The organism is Novosphingobium sp., from assembly GCF_965229225.1.
Taxonomy (GTDB): domain Bacteria; phylum Pseudomonadota; class Alphaproteobacteria; order Sphingomonadales; family Sphingomonadaceae; genus Novosphingobium.
Genome location: NZ_OZ245867.1, coordinates 4141138 through 4158218 on the forward strand (window position 1 = coordinate 4141138; position 17081 = coordinate 4158218).

16 protein-coding genes and 1 pseudogene are annotated in these 17081 nt (G+C 64.4%); 13 read left to right on the forward strand and 4 right to left on the reverse strand.

What is annotated here, in order from left to right; all coding sequences use genetic code 11:
• Window positions 1-179 precede the first annotated feature (179 nt).
• The gene (locus ACO06X_RS19425; protein ID WP_421837771.1) at window positions 180-2345 is read right to left on the reverse strand and encodes a primosomal protein N'; all 2166 of its coding nucleotides are present in this window, start codon (window positions 2343-2345) and stop codon (window positions 180-182) included.
• A 134-nt stretch (window positions 2346-2479) separates the two neighbouring features.
• On the opposite strand from ACO06X_RS19425, the gene fsa reads away from it, so the two are divergent.
• The 9 genes and pseudogenes from fsa (at window position 2480) to ACO06X_RS19470 (ending at window position 10105) form a co-directional block, all read left to right on the forward strand.
• Window positions 2480-3133 (forward strand): fructose-6-phosphate aldolase, encoded by a 654-nt coding sequence (gene fsa, locus ACO06X_RS19430; RefSeq protein ID WP_421837772.1) that lies wholly within the window; start codon window positions 2480-2482, stop codon window positions 3131-3133.
• A gap of 45 nt (window positions 3134-3178) precedes the next feature.
• Window positions 3179-4999 carry a cobaltochelatase subunit CobT gene (cobT, locus tag ACO06X_RS19435; protein ID WP_421837773.1) on the forward strand — a complete coding sequence of 607 codons (1821 nt, stop codon included), beginning with the start codon at window positions 3179-3181 and terminating at the stop codon, window positions 4997-4999.
• A gap of 132 nt (window positions 5000-5131) precedes the next feature.
• On the forward strand, window positions 5132-5785 hold the full coding sequence (locus ACO06X_RS19440; protein WP_421837774.1) for a hypothetical protein: 654 nt from the start codon (window positions 5132-5134) through the stop codon (window positions 5783-5785).
• A gap of 16 nt (window positions 5786-5801) precedes the next feature.
• Window positions 5802-6320: a DUF2846 domain-containing protein gene (locus tag ACO06X_RS19445; RefSeq protein ID WP_421837775.1), complete on the forward strand. Its 519-nt coding sequence runs from the start codon at window positions 5802-5804 to the stop codon at window positions 6318-6320.
• A gap of 142 nt (window positions 6321-6462) precedes the next feature.
• Window positions 6463-7125 (forward strand): nitroreductase, encoded by a 663-nt coding sequence (locus tag ACO06X_RS19450; protein ID WP_421837776.1) that lies wholly within the window; start codon window positions 6463-6465, stop codon window positions 7123-7125.
• Window positions 7126-7406: 281 nt separating this feature from the next.
• Window positions 7407-7631: pseudogene (locus ACO06X_RS19455) on the forward strand (adenylate/guanylate cyclase domain-containing protein); the annotation flags it as partial.
• A gap of 82 nt (window positions 7632-7713) precedes the next feature.
• A complete protein-coding gene (cysS, locus tag ACO06X_RS19460; RefSeq protein ID WP_421837777.1) occupies window positions 7714-9177 on the forward strand; it encodes a cysteine--tRNA ligase in 1464 nt (487 codons plus the stop codon).
• On the forward strand, window positions 9174-9635 hold the full coding sequence (locus ACO06X_RS19465) for an RES family NAD+ phosphorylase (RefSeq protein ID WP_421837778.1): 462 nt from the start codon (window positions 9174-9176) through the stop codon (window positions 9633-9635). Before cysS ends, ACO06X_RS19465 begins: the two co-directional genes overlap by 4 nt.
• Complete coding sequence (locus ACO06X_RS19470) at window positions 9635-10105, forward strand: DUF3828 domain-containing protein (RefSeq protein ID WP_421837779.1); 471 nt, start codon at window positions 9635-9637, stop codon at window positions 10103-10105. Before ACO06X_RS19465 ends, ACO06X_RS19470 begins: the two co-directional genes overlap by 1 nt.
• Here the strand turns inward: ACO06X_RS19470 and ACO06X_RS19475 are convergent.
• Window positions 10102-10803 carry a TonB-dependent receptor gene (locus ACO06X_RS19475; RefSeq protein WP_421837780.1) on the reverse strand — a complete coding sequence of 234 codons (702 nt, stop codon included), beginning with the start codon at window positions 10801-10803 and terminating at the stop codon, window positions 10102-10104. The genes ACO06X_RS19470 and ACO06X_RS19475 overlap by 4 nt on opposite strands.
• 56 nt (window positions 10804-10859) lie before the next feature.
• Here ACO06X_RS19475 and ACO06X_RS19480 point away from each other — a divergent pair, with 56 nt between their 5' ends.
• The 4 genes from ACO06X_RS19480 (at window position 10860) to ACO06X_RS19495 (ending at window position 15806) form a co-directional block, all read left to right on the forward strand.
• Window positions 10860-11813 (forward strand): D-2-hydroxyacid dehydrogenase, encoded by a 954-nt coding sequence (locus tag ACO06X_RS19480; RefSeq protein ID WP_421837781.1) that lies wholly within the window; start codon window positions 10860-10862, stop codon window positions 11811-11813.
• Window positions 11814-11959: 146 nt separating this feature from the next.
• The gene (locus ACO06X_RS19485) at window positions 11960-13636 is read left to right on the forward strand and encodes an acetolactate synthase large subunit (protein WP_421837782.1); all 1677 of its coding nucleotides are present in this window, start codon (window positions 11960-11962) and stop codon (window positions 13634-13636) included.
• A gap of 46 nt (window positions 13637-13682) precedes the next feature.
• Complete coding sequence (locus tag ACO06X_RS19490) at window positions 13683-15119, forward strand: aldehyde dehydrogenase family protein (protein WP_421837783.1); 1437 nt, start codon at window positions 13683-13685, stop codon at window positions 15117-15119.
• Window positions 15120-15350: 231 nt separating this feature from the next.
• Window positions 15351-15806: a hypothetical protein gene (locus ACO06X_RS19495; protein ID WP_421837784.1), complete on the forward strand. Its 456-nt coding sequence runs from the start codon at window positions 15351-15353 to the stop codon at window positions 15804-15806.
• 49 nt (window positions 15807-15855) lie between these two features.
• Here the strand turns inward: ACO06X_RS19495 and ACO06X_RS19500 are convergent, their stop codons facing one another.
• Window positions 15856-16227, reverse strand: a complete 372-nt coding sequence (locus ACO06X_RS19500) for a hypothetical protein (RefSeq protein WP_421837785.1) — start codon at window positions 16225-16227, stop codon at window positions 15856-15858.
• A gap of 82 nt (window positions 16228-16309) precedes the next feature.
• A complete protein-coding gene (locus ACO06X_RS19505) occupies window positions 16310-17071 on the reverse strand; it encodes a hypothetical protein (RefSeq protein ID WP_421837786.1) in 762 nt (253 codons plus the stop codon).
• Window positions 17072-17081: the final 10 nt, after the last annotated feature.

Genomic DNA, 17081 nt, shown 5'->3' on the forward strand with positions numbered 1-17081 from the left:
CTCCCCTTCAGGGGAGAGGGTCAGGAGAGAGGGCCGCAGAATCCATTTTCCTACAACGCGCCATCCATGGCACATCGGCTCTCTGCTCTTTGAATCGTCAAGCCGCTGAAATAAAACGATCCAACCGGATCGGATATTGTGCTCAGGACTGTGTCAACTGTGTCAACTTGCGCCCGATTTCAGACGAAGGAATAGGGGTCGATATCGACCGCCACGCGCACCCCCGGCGGGAAGCGCAGCGGGGCGAGCCAGCTGCGGATCAGCTTCTGCACTTCGGCCGAACGGCGCGCCGCGATCAGCAGGCGGTAGCGGTGCCGCCCCCGCAGCAAGGAAAGCGGGGCAGGGGCGGGGCCGAGGATCAGGACGCCGGGCTCATCCGGCCGGGTGCCGCCGATGGCGCGGGCCGCTTCGCGCGCTTCGGCCTCGTCCTCGCTCGAAACGATGATCGCCGCCCACCGGCCAAATGGCGGCGCGCCCGCCTCGCGCCGCGCTTCGGTCTCGGCCGCGTAGAACGCGTCGCGCGATCCGCTGGCGAGTGCGGCGATCACCTCGGCCTTGGGATGGCGCGTCTGGATCAGCACCTCGCCCGGCTTGGCTCCGCGCCCGGCCCGCCCGGCGACTTGCGCGATCTGCTGGTAGGTCCGTTCCGCCGCGCGCAAGTCCCCGCCATCTAGCCCCATGTCGGCATCGACCACGCCGACCAGCGTCAGCTCCGGAAAGTGGAACCCCTTGGTCACGAGCTGCGTTCCCACGATCACGTCGATCGCCCCCCCTTCCGCCTGCGCCACGAACTCGGCAGCAGCGGCGGGGCTCGCCAGCGTGTCGGAGGTGACCACCGCCACCCGCGCGCCCGGCAGCAGCTCGGCCACCTCGTCGGCGATGCGCTCCACGCCGGGGCCGCAGGCGACAAGGCAATCGGGCTCGCCGCACTCCGGGCAGACCGGCGGCGGTGGCACCTCGTGCCCGCAGTGGTGGCAGGCCAGCCGCTGCGAGAGCCGGTGCTCGACCAGCCAGGCCGAACAGTTGGGGCACTTGAAGCGGAACCCGCAGTGCCGGCACAGCGTCAGCGGCGCATAGCCGCGCCGGTTGAGAAACAGCAGGCTCTGCTCGCCCTTGGCCAGCCGGTCCTGCAGCGCTTCCACCAGCGGCGGCGCCAGCCAGCGCCCGCGCGGCGGCTGCAGTTCCGTCAGGTTGATGATCTCGATCTTCGGCAACTGCGCCCCGCCGAACCGGCTCGGCAGCACGAGCCGCTTGTAGCGCCCCGCCTCGGCCATCTGCAGGCTTTCGAGCGCCGGTGTCGCGCTTGCCAGCACCACCGGCACGCCCTCGAAATGCCCCCGCATCACCGCCACGTCGCGGGCGTTGTAGCGTACGCCGTCGTCCTGCTTGAACGCTACCTCGTGCGCTTCATCGACCACCACGAGCCCCAGATCGGCAAACGGCAGGAACAGCGCCGAGCGCGCGCCGACCACCACTTTCGCGCCGCCGAACGCCACTTGCCGCCACGCCCGCCGCCGCTCCGATGCTTTCAGCGAGGAATGCCAGGTGACAGGCGTCACCCCGAAGCGCGCCTCGAACCGGCCCAGAAACGCGGCGGTGAGTGCGATTTCGGGCAGCAGCACCAGCACCTGCCGCCCGGCCTCCAGCGCCGCTGCCACGGCCTCGAAATAGGTCTCGGTCTTGCCGGAGCCCGTCACCCCGTCGAGCAGGAACGGCTGGAACCGGTGCGCTGCGACGGCCTCCACCATCTCCGCTGCCGCCTCGGCCTGCTGCTCGGCCAGCGCCGGCGCGGCGAACAGCGGATCGGGCGCGGGGTAGGGCCGGTCGCTATCGACGAGCACCGGCTCCAGCAGCCCCTGGCTCAACATCCCGCGCAGCACGCCTTCGGAAACCCCGGCGATCTCAGCGAGTTCGCGCATCGTCGCCTGTTCGCCCTGCAGCAGATCGAGCGCCTGCAGCCGCTGCGGCGTCATCCGCGCGGGCTCCTCGCCAGTGAGGCGGTATTCGGTGACGGTCCCGCTACCCTTCAGCGCCGCGCTGCTCGACAGCGCCATGCGCGCCACGGCAGAGAGCGGCGCGAGGTAGTAGTCCGCCGTCCACGCGATCAGGCGGCGCAGCGGCGTGGGCAGCGGCGGCACCGGCAGGACTTCGAGAACGCTGCGCAGCTTGTGCTCGGGGTAGTCATCGCCCGGCAGGTCGCCATCGTCCCACACCACGCCGAGGATCTGGCGCGGGCCCAGCGGCAGCACCGTCACGCTGCCCGGCGGCGCATCCATCCCCTTGGGCACCCGGTAGTCGAGCGCGCCGAGGGCGGCGTTGAAGACGATGCAGCGCACGCGGGTCATGCACCCCATCTAGGGACTGACGTCCTTCGGGGCAAAGCCTGCCCATCACCTAAAGGGTGGAAGAATGACAGGCTACACAGCCGCCCCTCGCACGCTATAGGGTTGGCAGAATCGCATACAGGACACGCCTCTCCATGAAGTTTTTCGTCGACACCGCTGACACCGCCGAGATTGCCGACCTTGCCTCCACCGGCCTGCTCGACGGCGTGACCACCAACCCTTCGCTGATCGCCAAGGCAGGGCGCGATTTCATCGAAGTGACGCGCGAGATCTGCGGGCTTACCAGCGGCCCGGTCTCGGCCGAAGTCGTGGCGCTCGATCACGAAGGTATGATGCGCGAGGCGGAAATCCTGCGGAAGATCGCCGACAACGTCTGCATCAAGGTCCCGCTCACCATCGATGGCCTCAAGACCTGCAAGGCGCTCACCAGCGACGGCACGATGGTCAACGTCACGCTGTGCTTCTCGGCCAATCAGGCGCTGTTGGCGGCCAAGGCGGGCGCGACCTTCGTCTCGCCGTTCGTCGGCCGTCATGACGACAACGGCTTCGACGGCATGGATCTCATCCGCGATATCCGCCTGATCTACGACAACTACGCCTTTGGCACCGAAATCCTCGTCGCCTCGATCCGCCACGGCGTCCACGTGCTCGAAAGCGCCAAGATCGGCGCCGACGTGATCACCGCGCCCCCCGCCGTGATCAAGGGCCTGTTCAAGCATGTGCTGACCGAAAAGGGCATCGAAGGCTTCCTTGCGGATTGGGCCAAGACGGGCCAGACAATCGGGTGAAGCCGGCAATCGGCTGAAACCCAATGCGACGGATGTGGACTGACCTTGCCTGACGAAAGCCCCCTCGACCAGTTCCGCTCGGTTCTCGCCGGCACCGCGCGCGCCGTGGCCGATGTGCCCGAGCTCGAAGTCGCCTGGACCGCTGACGGGCCGAGCCAGACGGGGACGAACCTGCGCCTGCCGATGCCGGGCCGCGCGCTACCTGCCGCGCAAGTGGCCGAAGCGCGGGGCTTTGCCGATGGCATGGCGCTCAAGCTGCGTCTGCACAACGAGACCTTGCACAACCGGGCCGCGCCGAACGAACCGCTCGCCCGCGCCTGCTACGATGCGATCGAGCAGGTGCGCTACGAGGCGCTGGGGTCGGATGGCTATGCCGGTATCCGCGGCAACCTCGACGCCGCAACGACGATGCGCATCGCCTCCGATCCGATCGCCCGCGCGATCCGGCCCGAGGACGTGCCGCTGCCCACCGCGCTTGCCATGCTGCTGCGCGAGAAGCTGACCGGGCAGGCCGTGCCTCCCGCCGCCGAAATCGGCACCGCGATGGTGCGCAGCTGGATCGAAGCGCGCGCCGGGGCCGATCTCGAAGGATTCGCCGATCTGCTGGACGACCAGAAGGCGTTCCAGAACCTTGCGCTCGAAATGCTCGGCCACCTCGATCTCACCAAGTCCCCCGACGAGGCAGATGACGGCGGCGATGAGGACGAGGGCGAGCAGGCTGACGACGAGGCCGAGGACCAGCCCGACGCCTCCGACGACGGCGCCGAGCAGCAGCCTAGCGAAGTCGCCGGGGACACCACCGAAGGCGACGAACAGGGCGAAGAGCAGGAGCAGACCGAGACATCGGAAGACACCGCCGACGCCGACATGGCCGACGAGGGCGAGGAGGGCATGCTGCCCACGCGGCCCAACCGGCCGTGGACCGACCTGCCGGAAAGCTGGGAATACAAGGCCTACACCACGCAGTTCGACGAAGTCGTCTCCGCCACCGAGCTGTGCGACGAGGAAGAACTCACCCGCCTGCGCGCCTATCTCGATGCGCAGTTGAAGGGCCTGCAGGGCATTGTCACCCGGCTTGCCAACCGGTTGCAGCGCCGCCTGATGGCGCAGCAGAACCGTTCGTGGGATTTCGATCAGGAGGAAGGCCTGCTCGATGCCGCGCGGCTTGCCCGCGTCGTCATCTCGCCCGGCCATTCGCTGTCGTACAAGATCGAGCGCGACATCGAGTTCAAGGACACCGTCGTCACGCTGCTGATCGACAATTCGGGCTCCATGCGCGGGCGCCCGATCTCGATCGCGGCGATCAGCGCGGACATCATGGCGCGCACGCTGGAGCGCTGCGGGGTGAAGACCGAAGTGCTTGGCTTCACCACCCGCGCGTGGAAGGGCGGCCAATCGCGCGAGGCATGGCTTTCCGGCGGCAAGCCCGCGCACCCCGGCCGTCTCAACGATCTGCGCCACATCGTCTACAAGAAGGCGGACGAGCCCTGGCGCCGCGCGCGCAAGAACCTCGGCCTGATGATGCGCGAGGGGCTGCTCAAGGAGAACATCGACGGCGAGGCGCTGCTCTGGGCGCACACCCGCCTGCTGGCGCGGCAGGAGGATCGCCGCATCCTGATGGTCATCTCGGACGGTGCGCCGGTCGACGATTCGACTCTTTCGGTCAATTCGGCGGGCTATCTCGAACAGCACCTGCGCCGCGTGATCGACTGGATCGAGAAGCAATCCCCGGTCCAACTCGTCGCCATCGGCATCGGCCATGACGTGACGCGCTACTACCGCCGCGCTGTCACGATCATGGATGTCGAGCAGCTCGGCGGCACGATGGTCGAGCAGCTGGCGGGGCTGTTCGAGGATGACGACTGATCGGTCGGTCCGGATCGTCCTTTGCACCGCAATACCCTGAATGATCGGAATTCGCGCCTGGCCGGGCGCGGGCGTTTTTCACGCTATGCCGTGCGCCGGAATTGATGATACGCCCTGCGCGGGGGAGAGATGATGCGCCGTCGATTTGGGGTCCTGCCAGCACTGCTGCTGCTGTCCGCGCCGACGTGCCTGCCTGCACAACCGGTGCCTGCCCAAGCGGCGGAACCGGCAGAGCCCCCTGCGACTGTGGTGGCGGCTACCCCGGCATTGCCCTGCGATCGATGCATTCCCGCGCTCGCGCCGGTCGACCTCGTGCTCGATACCGATCTGGGCAGCAAGATCAGCAAGACGGGCGAGACCTTTGCCTTCCACCTTGCGCGGCCGATCGTGATCGATGGCCACGAACTCGTGCCCGCGGGGACGCCGGGGCAAGGGGAAGTGATCCATGCCAAGAAGGCGGGCGGCAGCGGGACGGCGGGCGAACTCGTGCTGGCTGCACGCTACCTTTCCGTCGGCTCGCAGCGCCTGCGGCTGCGCTCCATGCATATCGCCCAGCGGTCCGAGGACGCGATTGGCAAGGTCGATGCTTTCAACGCCGCCACCGTGATGAGCCCGGTGCCGGTGGCCTTGGTGGGCTTTGCCATCACCGGCCGGAACAACGTTTTCCCCAAGGGAACCCCGGCAATCGCCAAGACAGCAGAGGTCTTCCATGTGCCGTCATCGGATGGCGGCGGGGCGACATCGGATACATCAACCCGGCCGGCAACTCCGCCCGTCGGTCCATAAAAGGAGAGGAAGCAGGATGATCAAGGCAGCAACAAGGGCGGGACTGATCCTGTTGGCGACGGCCACGATGGCGACGTCGGCCCACGCAGGTGACAAGCCTCCGGTGCGCATCCCTGCGCCGCCCGCAGGCAAAGGCCAGATCGTGTTCTACCGCACCGGTACGATCATGGGGGCGGCAATGGGTTGCGCCGTGAATGAGGGCGGCCAGAAGATAAGCTCGCTCGGCTCGGGCCGCTATTTCATCCTCGTGACCGATCCGGGTCGCCACGAATACACCGTGAAGAGCGAAGCCAAGGACGTGCTCGCGCTTGAGGTCGAGGCCGACGAGACGCAATACGCCATGTGCCGGATCAAGATGGGCGTGATGGCCGGACGGCCCGACCTGCGCCCCTCGACCGCCGAGGAATTCACCAAGGCCGGCACCAACCGGATGGTCGATGCGGACGACATGGGGCCAGCGCCCGGCGCACTGCGCGCGGATCAGGTCGAAGCTGCCCTTGCGGCCACGCCGGCTCCGGCGGCCCCGGCCAACTGAGATCGCGCCAGAGCAAGGCGGCCAACCGTCCATGCGCGGTTGACCACCTTGCCTTAATCGGTCAATTAAACTCCAACCCACATCCCTGCGCTGGTGCCTGATACTGGCGCAGGGATGTCTGCATAAGCCGGAGAGATTGCCCATGAATGTTGCCGAAGCCGTACTCACGCGCCGTTCGATCCGGGCGTTTCAGGACAAGCCCGTTCCGCTCGATGTGCTGCGCCGGGTGATGGACACCGCGCGCTGGGCGCCTTCGGGCTGCAATTTCCAGCCGTGGGAAGCGACCATCGTCACCGGTGAGCCGCTCAAGGAACTGCAGGCGAAGATGATGGCGACGCCGCCGCAGAACCCGCGCGAGTACAGCTGGGACGATCCGGAAGTGATCCCCGAATGCAAGGCGCGGCTCCACGGCGTCGGCAAGGCGATGTACAGCGCGATGGGCATTGGCCGCGAGGATGTCGAAGCGCGCAACAAGTTCATGGGCGCCAATGTCGTCTCGTTCGGCGCGCCGGCGGTGCTGCTGTGCTATTTTGATCGCCGCATGGGGCCGCCGCAGTGGTCTGACGTCGGCATGTGGCTGCAGACGATCATGCTGCTGCTGCGCGGCGAAGGGCTCGACAGCTGCCCGCAGGAAGCGCTTTCGCTTTATGCCAAGCTGATCAAGGACTTCCTCGGCGTCTCGGATGAAACCCACATCTTCTTCTGCGGCATCGCCATCGGCTACCGCGAGGAGGAAAGCCCGGTGAACAACTTCGCGCGCGAGCGCGAGCCGGTGGACGGCAACGTCAAGTTCCTCGGCTTCTGATGGGATAGCATGCGCCGCTGCATAGGCAGTGGCGCATGGGGGCGCTAATCAACCGCAGAACGCGTTGGGTTGGCGATGCCTGATTCCAGAGGCACATCGGCGCAGGCGCTGCGGCAGGGGCTGCGCGAGCTCGGCTGGCAGCGGCTGACTGTGGCGGCGCAGCTCCTCGCGTTCGCGGCGTTTCCGTTCCTTGTCGCGCAAGCGGGCTTCGATACGCTGGGCTTGCCGGCGGTCGGCTGGCCGGCTGATCGCCCATGTCGCCATCAGCGCGGCGCGGCTGGGCGGCCATCGCGATCTATCACGCGGGCGAGGACTTCCGCCGCAATGCGCCTGCCAGAGTGCCGCCGATTGGCCGCACGCGCGTCGGCGTCCATTTCGGCGAGGCGATTGTCGGCAATTTCGGCGGCGAGGGGCGCATCCAGTACACCGCGCTTGGCGATGCGATGAACACTGCTGCCCGGCTTGAAGGTGCGAACAAGCCGCTGGACACCACGATCCTTGTCAGCCGGAATAAATAGGGACAGTCCCCATTTATCGGGATGCGCGCGCGCTTGACCGGCAGGCGCGCGGGCTGGCAGAGCGCGGGGCATGGAAACGACTGCTCCCCTCACGCTCTTCAACAGCCTGACCCGCCGCACCGAACCGTTCGTGCCCGTCCACGCGGGCGAGGCGCGCGTTTATACCTGCGGGCCGACGGTCTACAACTACCCCCACATCGGCAACATGCGCGCCTATGTCTTCGCCGACGTGCTGGGGCGGACGCTGAGCTTCAAGGGCTACAAGCTCACCCATGTGATCAACATCACCGATGTCGGCCACCTGACCGACGATGCGGACGATGGCGAGGACAAGATGGAGCGCATGGCAGCGGCCCGGAAGCAGTCGATCTGGGACGTGGCCGAGCACTACAAGCAGGCCTATTGGGCCGATGTGCGCGCGCTCAATATCCGCCAGCCTGCGCAGTGGACCGTGGCGACGGACTACGTCGAGCAGATGATCGAGTTTGCGAAGGGGATCGCGGCGAAGCACTGCTATGAACTGGAAAGCGGGCTCTATTTCGACGTTTCAACCGTCGCCGATTATGGCCGCCTTGCCCGCGCCCAGACCGAAGACGGGGAGGGCCGGATCGAAGCTGTGGAAGGTAAGCGCAACGCTGCCGATTTCGCGATCTGGCGCAAGACTCCGCCGGGCGAGACGCGCCAGATGGAGTGGGACTCGCCCTGGGGCAAGGGTGCGCCGGGCTGGCATCTGGAATGCTCGGTCATGTCGGGCGCGGTGCTCGGCTTTCCCTTCGATATCCACACTGGCGGCATCGACCACCGCGAAATCCACCACCCCAACGAGATCGCGCAGAATCAGGCGCACTGCTGCACCAATGGCCTCGACGTACCCACCAATTCGGGCGCCAAAGTGTGGATGCACAACAACTTCCTCGTCGAACGCAGCGGCAAGATGTCGAAGTCCTCGGGCGAGTTTCTGCGGCTGCAACTGCTCATCGACAAGGGCTACCATCCGCTGGCCTACCGGCTGCTGTGCCTGCAGGCGCACTACCGCAGCGAACTGGAGTTCAGCTGGGAAGGGCTGGGCGCGGCGCTGACGCGGTTGAAGCGGTTGGTGATGGCGGTCGAGCAGTTACGAGCGCGCAACGAGGACACTGCCTCAACTGCACCCGGTCCACGCTTCCAGCCTTTCCTCGAACGTTTCGACGCGGCGGTGTCGGACGACCTCAATACGGCCATTGCGCTCACCGTGCTCGAAGAGGTTGCGGTGCTCAAGAAGGTCGATCCGGCGGAGAAGCTCGCTGCACTTGCCGCCATGGACTCCGTCCTCGGCCTCAATCTCCTCAGCCTCACCCGCACCGATCTGCGCATCCGCCCCAAGTCCGCGACCATCACCGAAGCCGAAATCGAAGAGACCCTCGCCGCGCGCAAGGAAGCCCGCGCCGCCAAGGACTTCGCCCGCTCCGATGCGCTGCGCGATGAACTCGCCGCCAAGGGCGTCGAGGTCATGGACGGCGATCCGCTGGGTTGGGAGTGGAAGCTTGTGCCGTGAAGCTCTGGCGGATCACTCGGTCCGTTCATACCGCGATTGATGGCGCAGGCGCGCTTGCGCACGGCGGGCGCTATTCGCCGCCGGGTCTCCCGGTGGTTCACTTCGCGTCGGAGGCCGCGCTCGCGGTGTTGATCGCGCTGCGCTATCAGCCGACCGATCCGGACGAGGGCGCGGCGGACCTTGTGCTGGGCTGGATCGACATTGCGGCAGCGCCGGAACGGGTGCCCGCCGGCCTTGCCGAGCCGGAGATCCAGACGTGGGTAACGGACTGGCTTGTGCAGCGCCGCTCGCTGGCTGCGGCATTGGCATCGAAAGTGCTTCCCGAAGGCGATGTCGTGTTGTTCAATCCGCGCCACCCTGATGCCGGGCAGGCTGGGCCGCTCGCTGTGCGCCCCTTCAGCTTTGCCGAGTGCCTGCACACCCCGCCGATGCGCGCGATCTATGGAACTGGTCTGTGATGATCTTCGCCGCGCTTGCTCTCGCCGCCGCGCCTCTAGACACACCTCAGGCCGCGATTATGGCCATCTACGCCCCTTTTCGCCGCGCCGACATGCACGATGCCGCGTGGGAGCGCCCGATCTTCACTCCGCGCCTCACGGCCCTGATCGCGAAGTGGCGCGCGGTCACACCCACCGATGAGGTCGACGACCTCTCCGATTTCGACTGGCTGTGCCAGTGTCAGGACTGGGATGCGGGCGGCCTTCATGAGCGGATCACGGGCCTGCGCAGGCTCGGCCGGGGGCGGCTCCGGGTGACGGTGTCGCTAGGCAAGGCGCCGGGCCGGCACGAGGTGCTGCGCTTCGAGCTGCAGCGCGCAGGTGATCGCTGGCTGATCGATGATATCCATGCCAGCGGCTTCAAAGGCGGTCTCCGCGCGACCCTGCTGCGGACAACCGCCGCCGATATTGCCCTGCGCCGGTCGCGCTAACGCCGCGGCACGATCACCAGCTTGTAGGGAATGAACAGCAGCACTTCCGAAAGGCCCGCCCGGTTCCATTCCACCGGGCGGTTGAGCCCCTCGATTTCCACCCCGTAGTCCGGCCCGAGCTTGGCCGCCATGGCCTTGGCATCCGCTGCAATCACATCGGCAATCGCTGGGCGGTACTGGTCAGGATCGACGATCGAGAAAGTGAGGTCGTCGCTCGTCTCCATCAGCGCACGCCCTTCCAGCCTGACAGCCTTGACGAATGCGGTGATCGCTGCCTCTGCGGCCTGTGCGTCCCGGCCGTTCTGCAGTGGCGCCTTGATCAGCAGGGTCAGCTTCTGCGAATCGGGCCGGCTATCGCGCGCAAGGGTTAGATCGCGGTAGTTTTTGAGCGTGATCGGCTGGATCGTCTGCGCGCCATAGGCAAGCTGCACGCCCGATTTCGGCGCCTGGGCGATGGCATTGGCGAGGGTTGCGTAGATCTCGTTCGAGCGGCCTTTGGGATCGCGCGTATCGCCGGTGATGGTGACTTCCTGCACTGCGAAATCGGCCGTCCGCTTGAGACCGACGGCGGGCTGGGCGGAATTGTAGTCGTCCGCCGATCTGCGCTGGGCGGTGACGATCACTTCGTCGGCCTGCGCCATGGCCAGATCCGGCGCGGTGACCAGCGCAATGCTCATCATTGTAAACAATAGCTTCATGTCGTCGCTCGCCTCGCTATCGTACGGAAAATCCAGACTGCCGGAGCGGAGTGCCAATGACAACGCCATCCAAGACCATTCTCGTGATGCCCGCGCTCGCCGCGCCCGTGCTGCAGCAGCATCTGCCGGACTGGATCGAGCCACGCTTCTTCCGCCACACCGCCGAACTGATTGAAATGGCGCCCGAGGCCGAGATCGGCTGGTTCGATCTCGACGACAAGGCCAAGATGGTCGAGGCGATCACCCGCGCGGAAAACCTGAAGTGGCTTTCCAGCATCTACGCCGGGGTCGATGGTTTTCCGCTGCAGATGATGGCCGAGCGCGGGGTGGTCTTCACCAATGGCGTCGGCATCAATGCGATCACCATCGCCGAATATGTCGTCATGGGCATGCTCAATGTCGCCAAGGGCTACCGCGAAGTGGTGCGCGCGCAGGACCGGCACGAATGGCTCGGCGATTCGCCGGGCAAGGTCGAACTCGCCGGGAGCAAGGCGCTGGTGCTGGGTTATGGCGCTATCGGGCAGCGCGTGGACAAGATCCTGACGGCCTTCGAGGTTGAGGTGACCAAGGTGCGCCGCTCGCCCGGCGAAGGCACGCTGCTGCCAGACCAATGGCGCGCGCGGCTGGGTGAGTTCGACTGGGTGATTCTGGCTGTGCCCGCCACGCCCGAAACCGACGGCATGATCGGCGCGGCAGAGCTTGCGGCGATGAAGCCCGGCGCCGTGCTGGTCAATGTCGCGCGCGGCAGTGTGGTCGATCAGGACGCGCTCGTCGCCGCGCTGACCGAGCAGCGCATCGGCGGCGCCTTCCTTGATGTCACCACGCCAGAGCCGCTCCCGGCGGATCATCCGCTGTGGAGCCTGCCCAATGCGCATGTCACCATGCACCTTTCCGGGCGGGCGCAGACCGCGATGTTCCACCGCTCCGCCGCGCGCTTCCTCGATAATCTCGCCCGCTATGGCCGGGGTGACGCGCTGGCACATCAGGTTGATCTTACCCTCGGCTACTGAACCGGCGTGCAGGGGTGACTCGCGCCTTTGCCTTTGATACCCCTCAAGCATCCGTCGGCGAGGCAGCTTGCTGTAACCGCCGGGTGGTCTTGGCCGTATTGGACTGAGGGAGGCGCGGCTGCGGGCTCTCGCGGTGGAGCAAGCATATGAGCGACGGCGCTGGCAGTGTTTCCGGGGGCAAGAAAGCCTCTGACCTGTTTGTCGAATGCCTCGAGGAAGAGGGCTGCGAATACATCTTCGGCGTGCCCGGAGAAGAAAACCTCGATTTTCTCGATTCGCTCTCGCGCTCCACGAAGATCAAGCTGATCCTTACGCGCCACGAGCAGGGGGCGGGCTTCATGGCCGCGACTTATGGCCGCCACACCGGCAGGACCGGCGTGTGCATTTCGACGCTGGGGCCGGGCGCGACCAACCTCGTGACCGCGGCGGCCTATGCCACGCTGGGCGGCATGCCGATGCTGATGATCACCGGCCAGAAGCCGATCAAGAAATCGAAGCAGGGCCGCTTCCAGATCCTCGACGTCGTCTCGATGATGGGGCCGATCACCAAGTTCACCCACCAGATGGCGAGCTCCGACAATATCCCCAGCCGGGTGCGCGAGGCCTATCGCCTTGCCGAGGAAGAGAAGCCGGGCGCCACGCATATCGAATTGCCCGAAGATATCGCCGATGAGCGCACGGAGGCACACCCCCTCAAGCGCTCGATGGTCCGCCGCCCCAGCGCCGATCCCAAGTCGGTGCGCCAGGCGGTCAATGCGCTGGAGGCGGCGAAATCGCCGGTGCTGGTGATCGGCGCGGGTGCGAACCGCACGATGACCGGGCGCATGCTGCTCCAGTTCGTCGAAAAGACCGGCATCCCCTTCCTCACCACCCAGCTTGGCAAGGGGGTGATCGACGAGCGCCACCCCAAGTTCCTTGGCTGCGCGGCGCTCTCTGCCGGAGATTTCGTCCACCGCGCGATCGAGGACTCCGATTGCATCGTCAACATCGGCCATGATGTGATTGAAAAGCCGCCGTTCTTCATGCGTGAGGGCGGGCCGACGGTGATCCACGTCTCGTCCAAGACGGCCGAAGTCGATCCGGTCTATTTCCCGCATATCGAAGTGATCGGCGATATCGCCAACGCGATCTGGCAGATGAAGGAGGACATTGTCCCCAATGGCAGCTGGACCTGCGGCAAGATGCTGGAATATCGCGCCGCCGAACTGGCGCACAATGGCCCGCTCGCCGCCGATGCGCGCTTCCCGATCTTCCCACCACATCTTGTCCAGCAGGTGCGCGAGTGCATGCCCGACGACGGGATCATCTGCCTCGACAACGGCGTCTACAAGCTCTGGTTCGCGCGCGGCTACACCGCCTACCGGCCGAACACCGTGCTGCTCGACAATGCGCTCGCCTCGATGGGGGCAGGGCTCCCTTCAGCCATGATGAGCGCAATGCTCTATCCCCAGCGCAAGGTCATGGCGATCTGCGGCGATGGCGGGTTCATGATGAACAGCCAGGAGATGGAAACCGCGGTGCGCTTGCGGCTCAATCTCACCGTGCTGATCCTGAATGACAGCAGCTATGGCATGATCCGCTGGAAGCAGGCCAACATGGGCTTTGCGGATTTCGGCCTGACTTATGGCAATCCGGACTTCGTGAAATACGCCGAGGCCTACGGCGCGCATGGCCACCGCGCGCAAAGCGCCGCGCACCTCAAGGAACTTCTCGCGCATTGCTGCGATACACCGGGTGTCCACCTGATCGATTGCCCGGTCGATTATTCGGAGAACGACCAGATTCTGAACAAGGATATCAAGGCGCTTTCGAGGGCGCTGTAAGCACCACGAAACAAGAGGGGCGGCTGGCCCCAAGCAGAGGCAGACCATGACCCACCTCAAGGACGTCTACCCGCTCTATCTCAACAACAAGGCGGTCCAGCCCAACACCGATCTTGTCGTGACGGACAAGTTCACCGGCGAGGCCGCGTTCCGCACCGCTCTCGCCACGCCCGACGTGATCGACGCCGCGATTGCCGGCGCGGTGCGCGCGGCAGAGCCGATGGCGCGGCTGGCGAGTTACGAGAAGCGCGATGTCCTCGCCCACTGCGTGCGGCGCTTCATCGAGCGGTTCGACGAACTGGCCTACGCGCTCTGCGTCGAGGCCGGAAAGCCGATTGCGGACGCTGAAGGCGAAGTCACCCGCCTGATCGATACGTTCCGCATCGCCAGCGAGGAAGCAACGCGCAGCTACGGCGAAGTCCAACCGCTCGATATTTCTGCGCGGGCAAAGGGTTACATGGGGATGTGGAAGCGCGTTCCCATCGGGCCGTGCAGCTTCATCTCGCCGTTCAACTTCCCGCTCAATCTGGCCGCGCACAAGATCGCGCCCGCCATTGCGGTGGGCTGCCCCTTCGTGATGAAGCCCGCCAGCCTCACGCCGCTCGGCGCGATCATCATGGGCGAAGTGCTGGCCGAGTGCGATATCCTGCCCGAAGGCGCCTTCTCGATTCTTCCCGCCACCCGCGACGGGGCGGAGCTCTTCACCACCGACGAGCGGCTCAAGCTGCTTTCCTTCACCGGTTCGCCGGGCGTCGGCTGGGATCTCAAGGCCAAGGCGGGCAAGAAGAAGGTCGTGCTCGAACTCGGCGGCAATGCCGCCGTGATCGTCGATGCCGATGCCGATCTCGATCACGCCCTCGCCCGGATCGTGTTCGGCGGGTACTATCAATCGGGCCAATCGTGCATCCACGTGCAGCGCGTGATCATTCACGAAAGCATCTACGATACCTTCCGGGGCATGCTGGCGGCCAAGGTGAAAACACTCATCTCCGGCGACCCCAAGGCGCGCGATACCTTCATCGGTCCGATGATTTCGGCCAAGGAAGCCCAGCGCCTCAAGAGCTGGATCGATGCAGCCGTGGCCGGCGGCGCAACGCTGCTGGCCGGGGGTGGCTGCGAGGGCGCGATGCTGGAAGCCACGCTGCTCGAAGGCTGCAGCCGCGACATGGACGTCTATACCGAGGAAGCGTTCGGCCCGGTCGTCCTCCTCTCGAAATTCAGCGACTGGAACGAAGCGCTGGCCGAGGTCAACGACAGCAAATTCGGCCTGCAGGCCGGTATCTTCACCCGCGATATTCACAAGGTGCTCGAGGCCTGGGATCACCTCGAGGTCGGCGGCGTGGTGGTCAACGACGTCTCCAGCTACCGCGTCGACAACATGCCCTACGGCGGGGTCAAGGATTCCGGGCTCGGGCGCGAGGGCGTGCGCTTTGCGATGGAAGACATGAGCGAGATCCGCAATCTGGTGATCCGCAGGGTCTGACCGGCAGGTACCTCGCAAATGGAGGAAGCTGGCGCCATTTGCCGCTTGAACGGCCCAGCGTAACCAGTGGTTCAAGGGTCGCCCTGTCAGGTCGCGTCCTGCGCGCGGTGAGAGCCGCAATGGTGCCTCCGCACTGAGCGCCGGGCGCAGGGAACGCGGGGCAATGGGGGGCGTTCGACACTGGCGCGGCCGCTCGAGGCTGCCCTTCGCGGTGGGCTGAGAGCCCCGTTCATGGCAGGCTTGGCATGTCTGGCGCTCGCGTTGCTTGCGTTGGGCGCGGCGCTCGCGCTGCATCCCGCACCGCTCAAGGCGCAGACCGTCTCCGATGGCGGCACGGCGCGCACACACATGGGCGTGGCAAGCTGCGCCGGCTCGACCTGCCATGGCCGCAGCGTTGCCAGCGGCACCCCGATCCGTCAGGATGAACTCCTGCGCTGGCAGGAGGAAAGCTCCCCCACCGGCGCGCACAGCCGTGCCTGGCGCGTGATCGGCGAACCGCGCGGAGTCGCGATTGCCCGCCGCCTCGGCTCGCGCCCGTTCAACCGGCAGGAGATGGAAGCGCTGTTCCTCGGCAAGTCCGGCACGCCGTTCAAGGTGAGCAACGCGGTGGATATGAGCCTGTGGGTGGGGGCGAAGACCGCGCCGCAGCTGATGGCGGTCAAAGTTGGAAGCATGAAGCACAGGTAGTAGGCGTGATCACTCAAACATAACTGACTGAGGCGGGCCATACATTCGCTCATTTGTAGATTTGATGCGAGCCGCGCCAAGGTCGCTCAACGCCTCCGCCAATGAGTAATTCTTTTCCTGAAAACAAATCAGCAAGGCTAATATGTTCAATTATGTCAGGAAAATCATTATTCTGGCAGAGCAACTCTTCATGTTTGATTTTGCAATCACAGGGCCAATTTACATAATAATTATGATGGTATTTTCTATTAATAAAAACAATAATTCCGTCGTTCTGGTGACCTGTTTCCGGTCCTATATTAACATAATACGCAATTGCGTTATTGTTTCTAATGTATAGAATTTTCAGTGTGGTTCCAGATGTTAAAGCGTTTGAAAATTGGCTATTTTTTAATTCTTTATATAAGTATTTTTCATCCATAATTTTTGGAATTTTTGCAAAAACTGGCGAGATTCCAAAAATAAGTAAGCAAAAGAATAAAAAAAGTGTGACATTTTTTTTACTAAGAAAAATACTGCCTATAATACAGTAAATAAATCTCGTAGACGTAATTATATTTGTGCGGATTACCATTGGAGTCAATTTTGTTTCGACCATTGTAGTTGTACAGCGTATATGTAAATCCTCTATACACGGTGGTTTTTGCGCCATTTTTGTAAACAATGGTGTTGTGGCCTTTTTTGTCAAGCCAACGTAAAGCCGCGTGAGCGCTAAGCGCCGGGCCGGGTTTTTTGCCCTTTTCCAACCCCAGTCTCAATTTTGAGTCTTCCCAGTCGCCTATGTTATTCACCTGAAACGGATCAGACAAGAACGCGTCCTTGCTTCCTCCACTTTCCACCATGGCCCAAGCTTTCATCAGTTGCGGGTCCATATACCTAGCATCGCCCGGCTTCAGGCCATTCTCAGTATTGAATTGATCCGCAACTCTTTCAAATATCGCGTCATGAGCCTTGCGCCAGGTATCCCTGCCGGTCTCGGGAAATCCGACAATCGGCCTTACGCGCGGCGTCCGGCCGGCTGCTTCCTGCAGAACGGTGGCCGTTCGCCGGCCCGCGGCCGGGGAAGATTTTGGCCCGTCCGGGCCGAAAGTGAAGCGGCCATTGCCCGGATCGTGATTGTGATTGAATTTGCGTTCGAAGCGCGATTGCCAATCGTCGTCGGTCAGGCGTTCGCCAGTCCGAATGTAGTTGTCGAACGCGTGTTTTGAATTACGTTGGATGATTATGCCTCGGGTTGTGCAAATCAGGATCGCTTTGGGGTGCATCTGCAAGCAG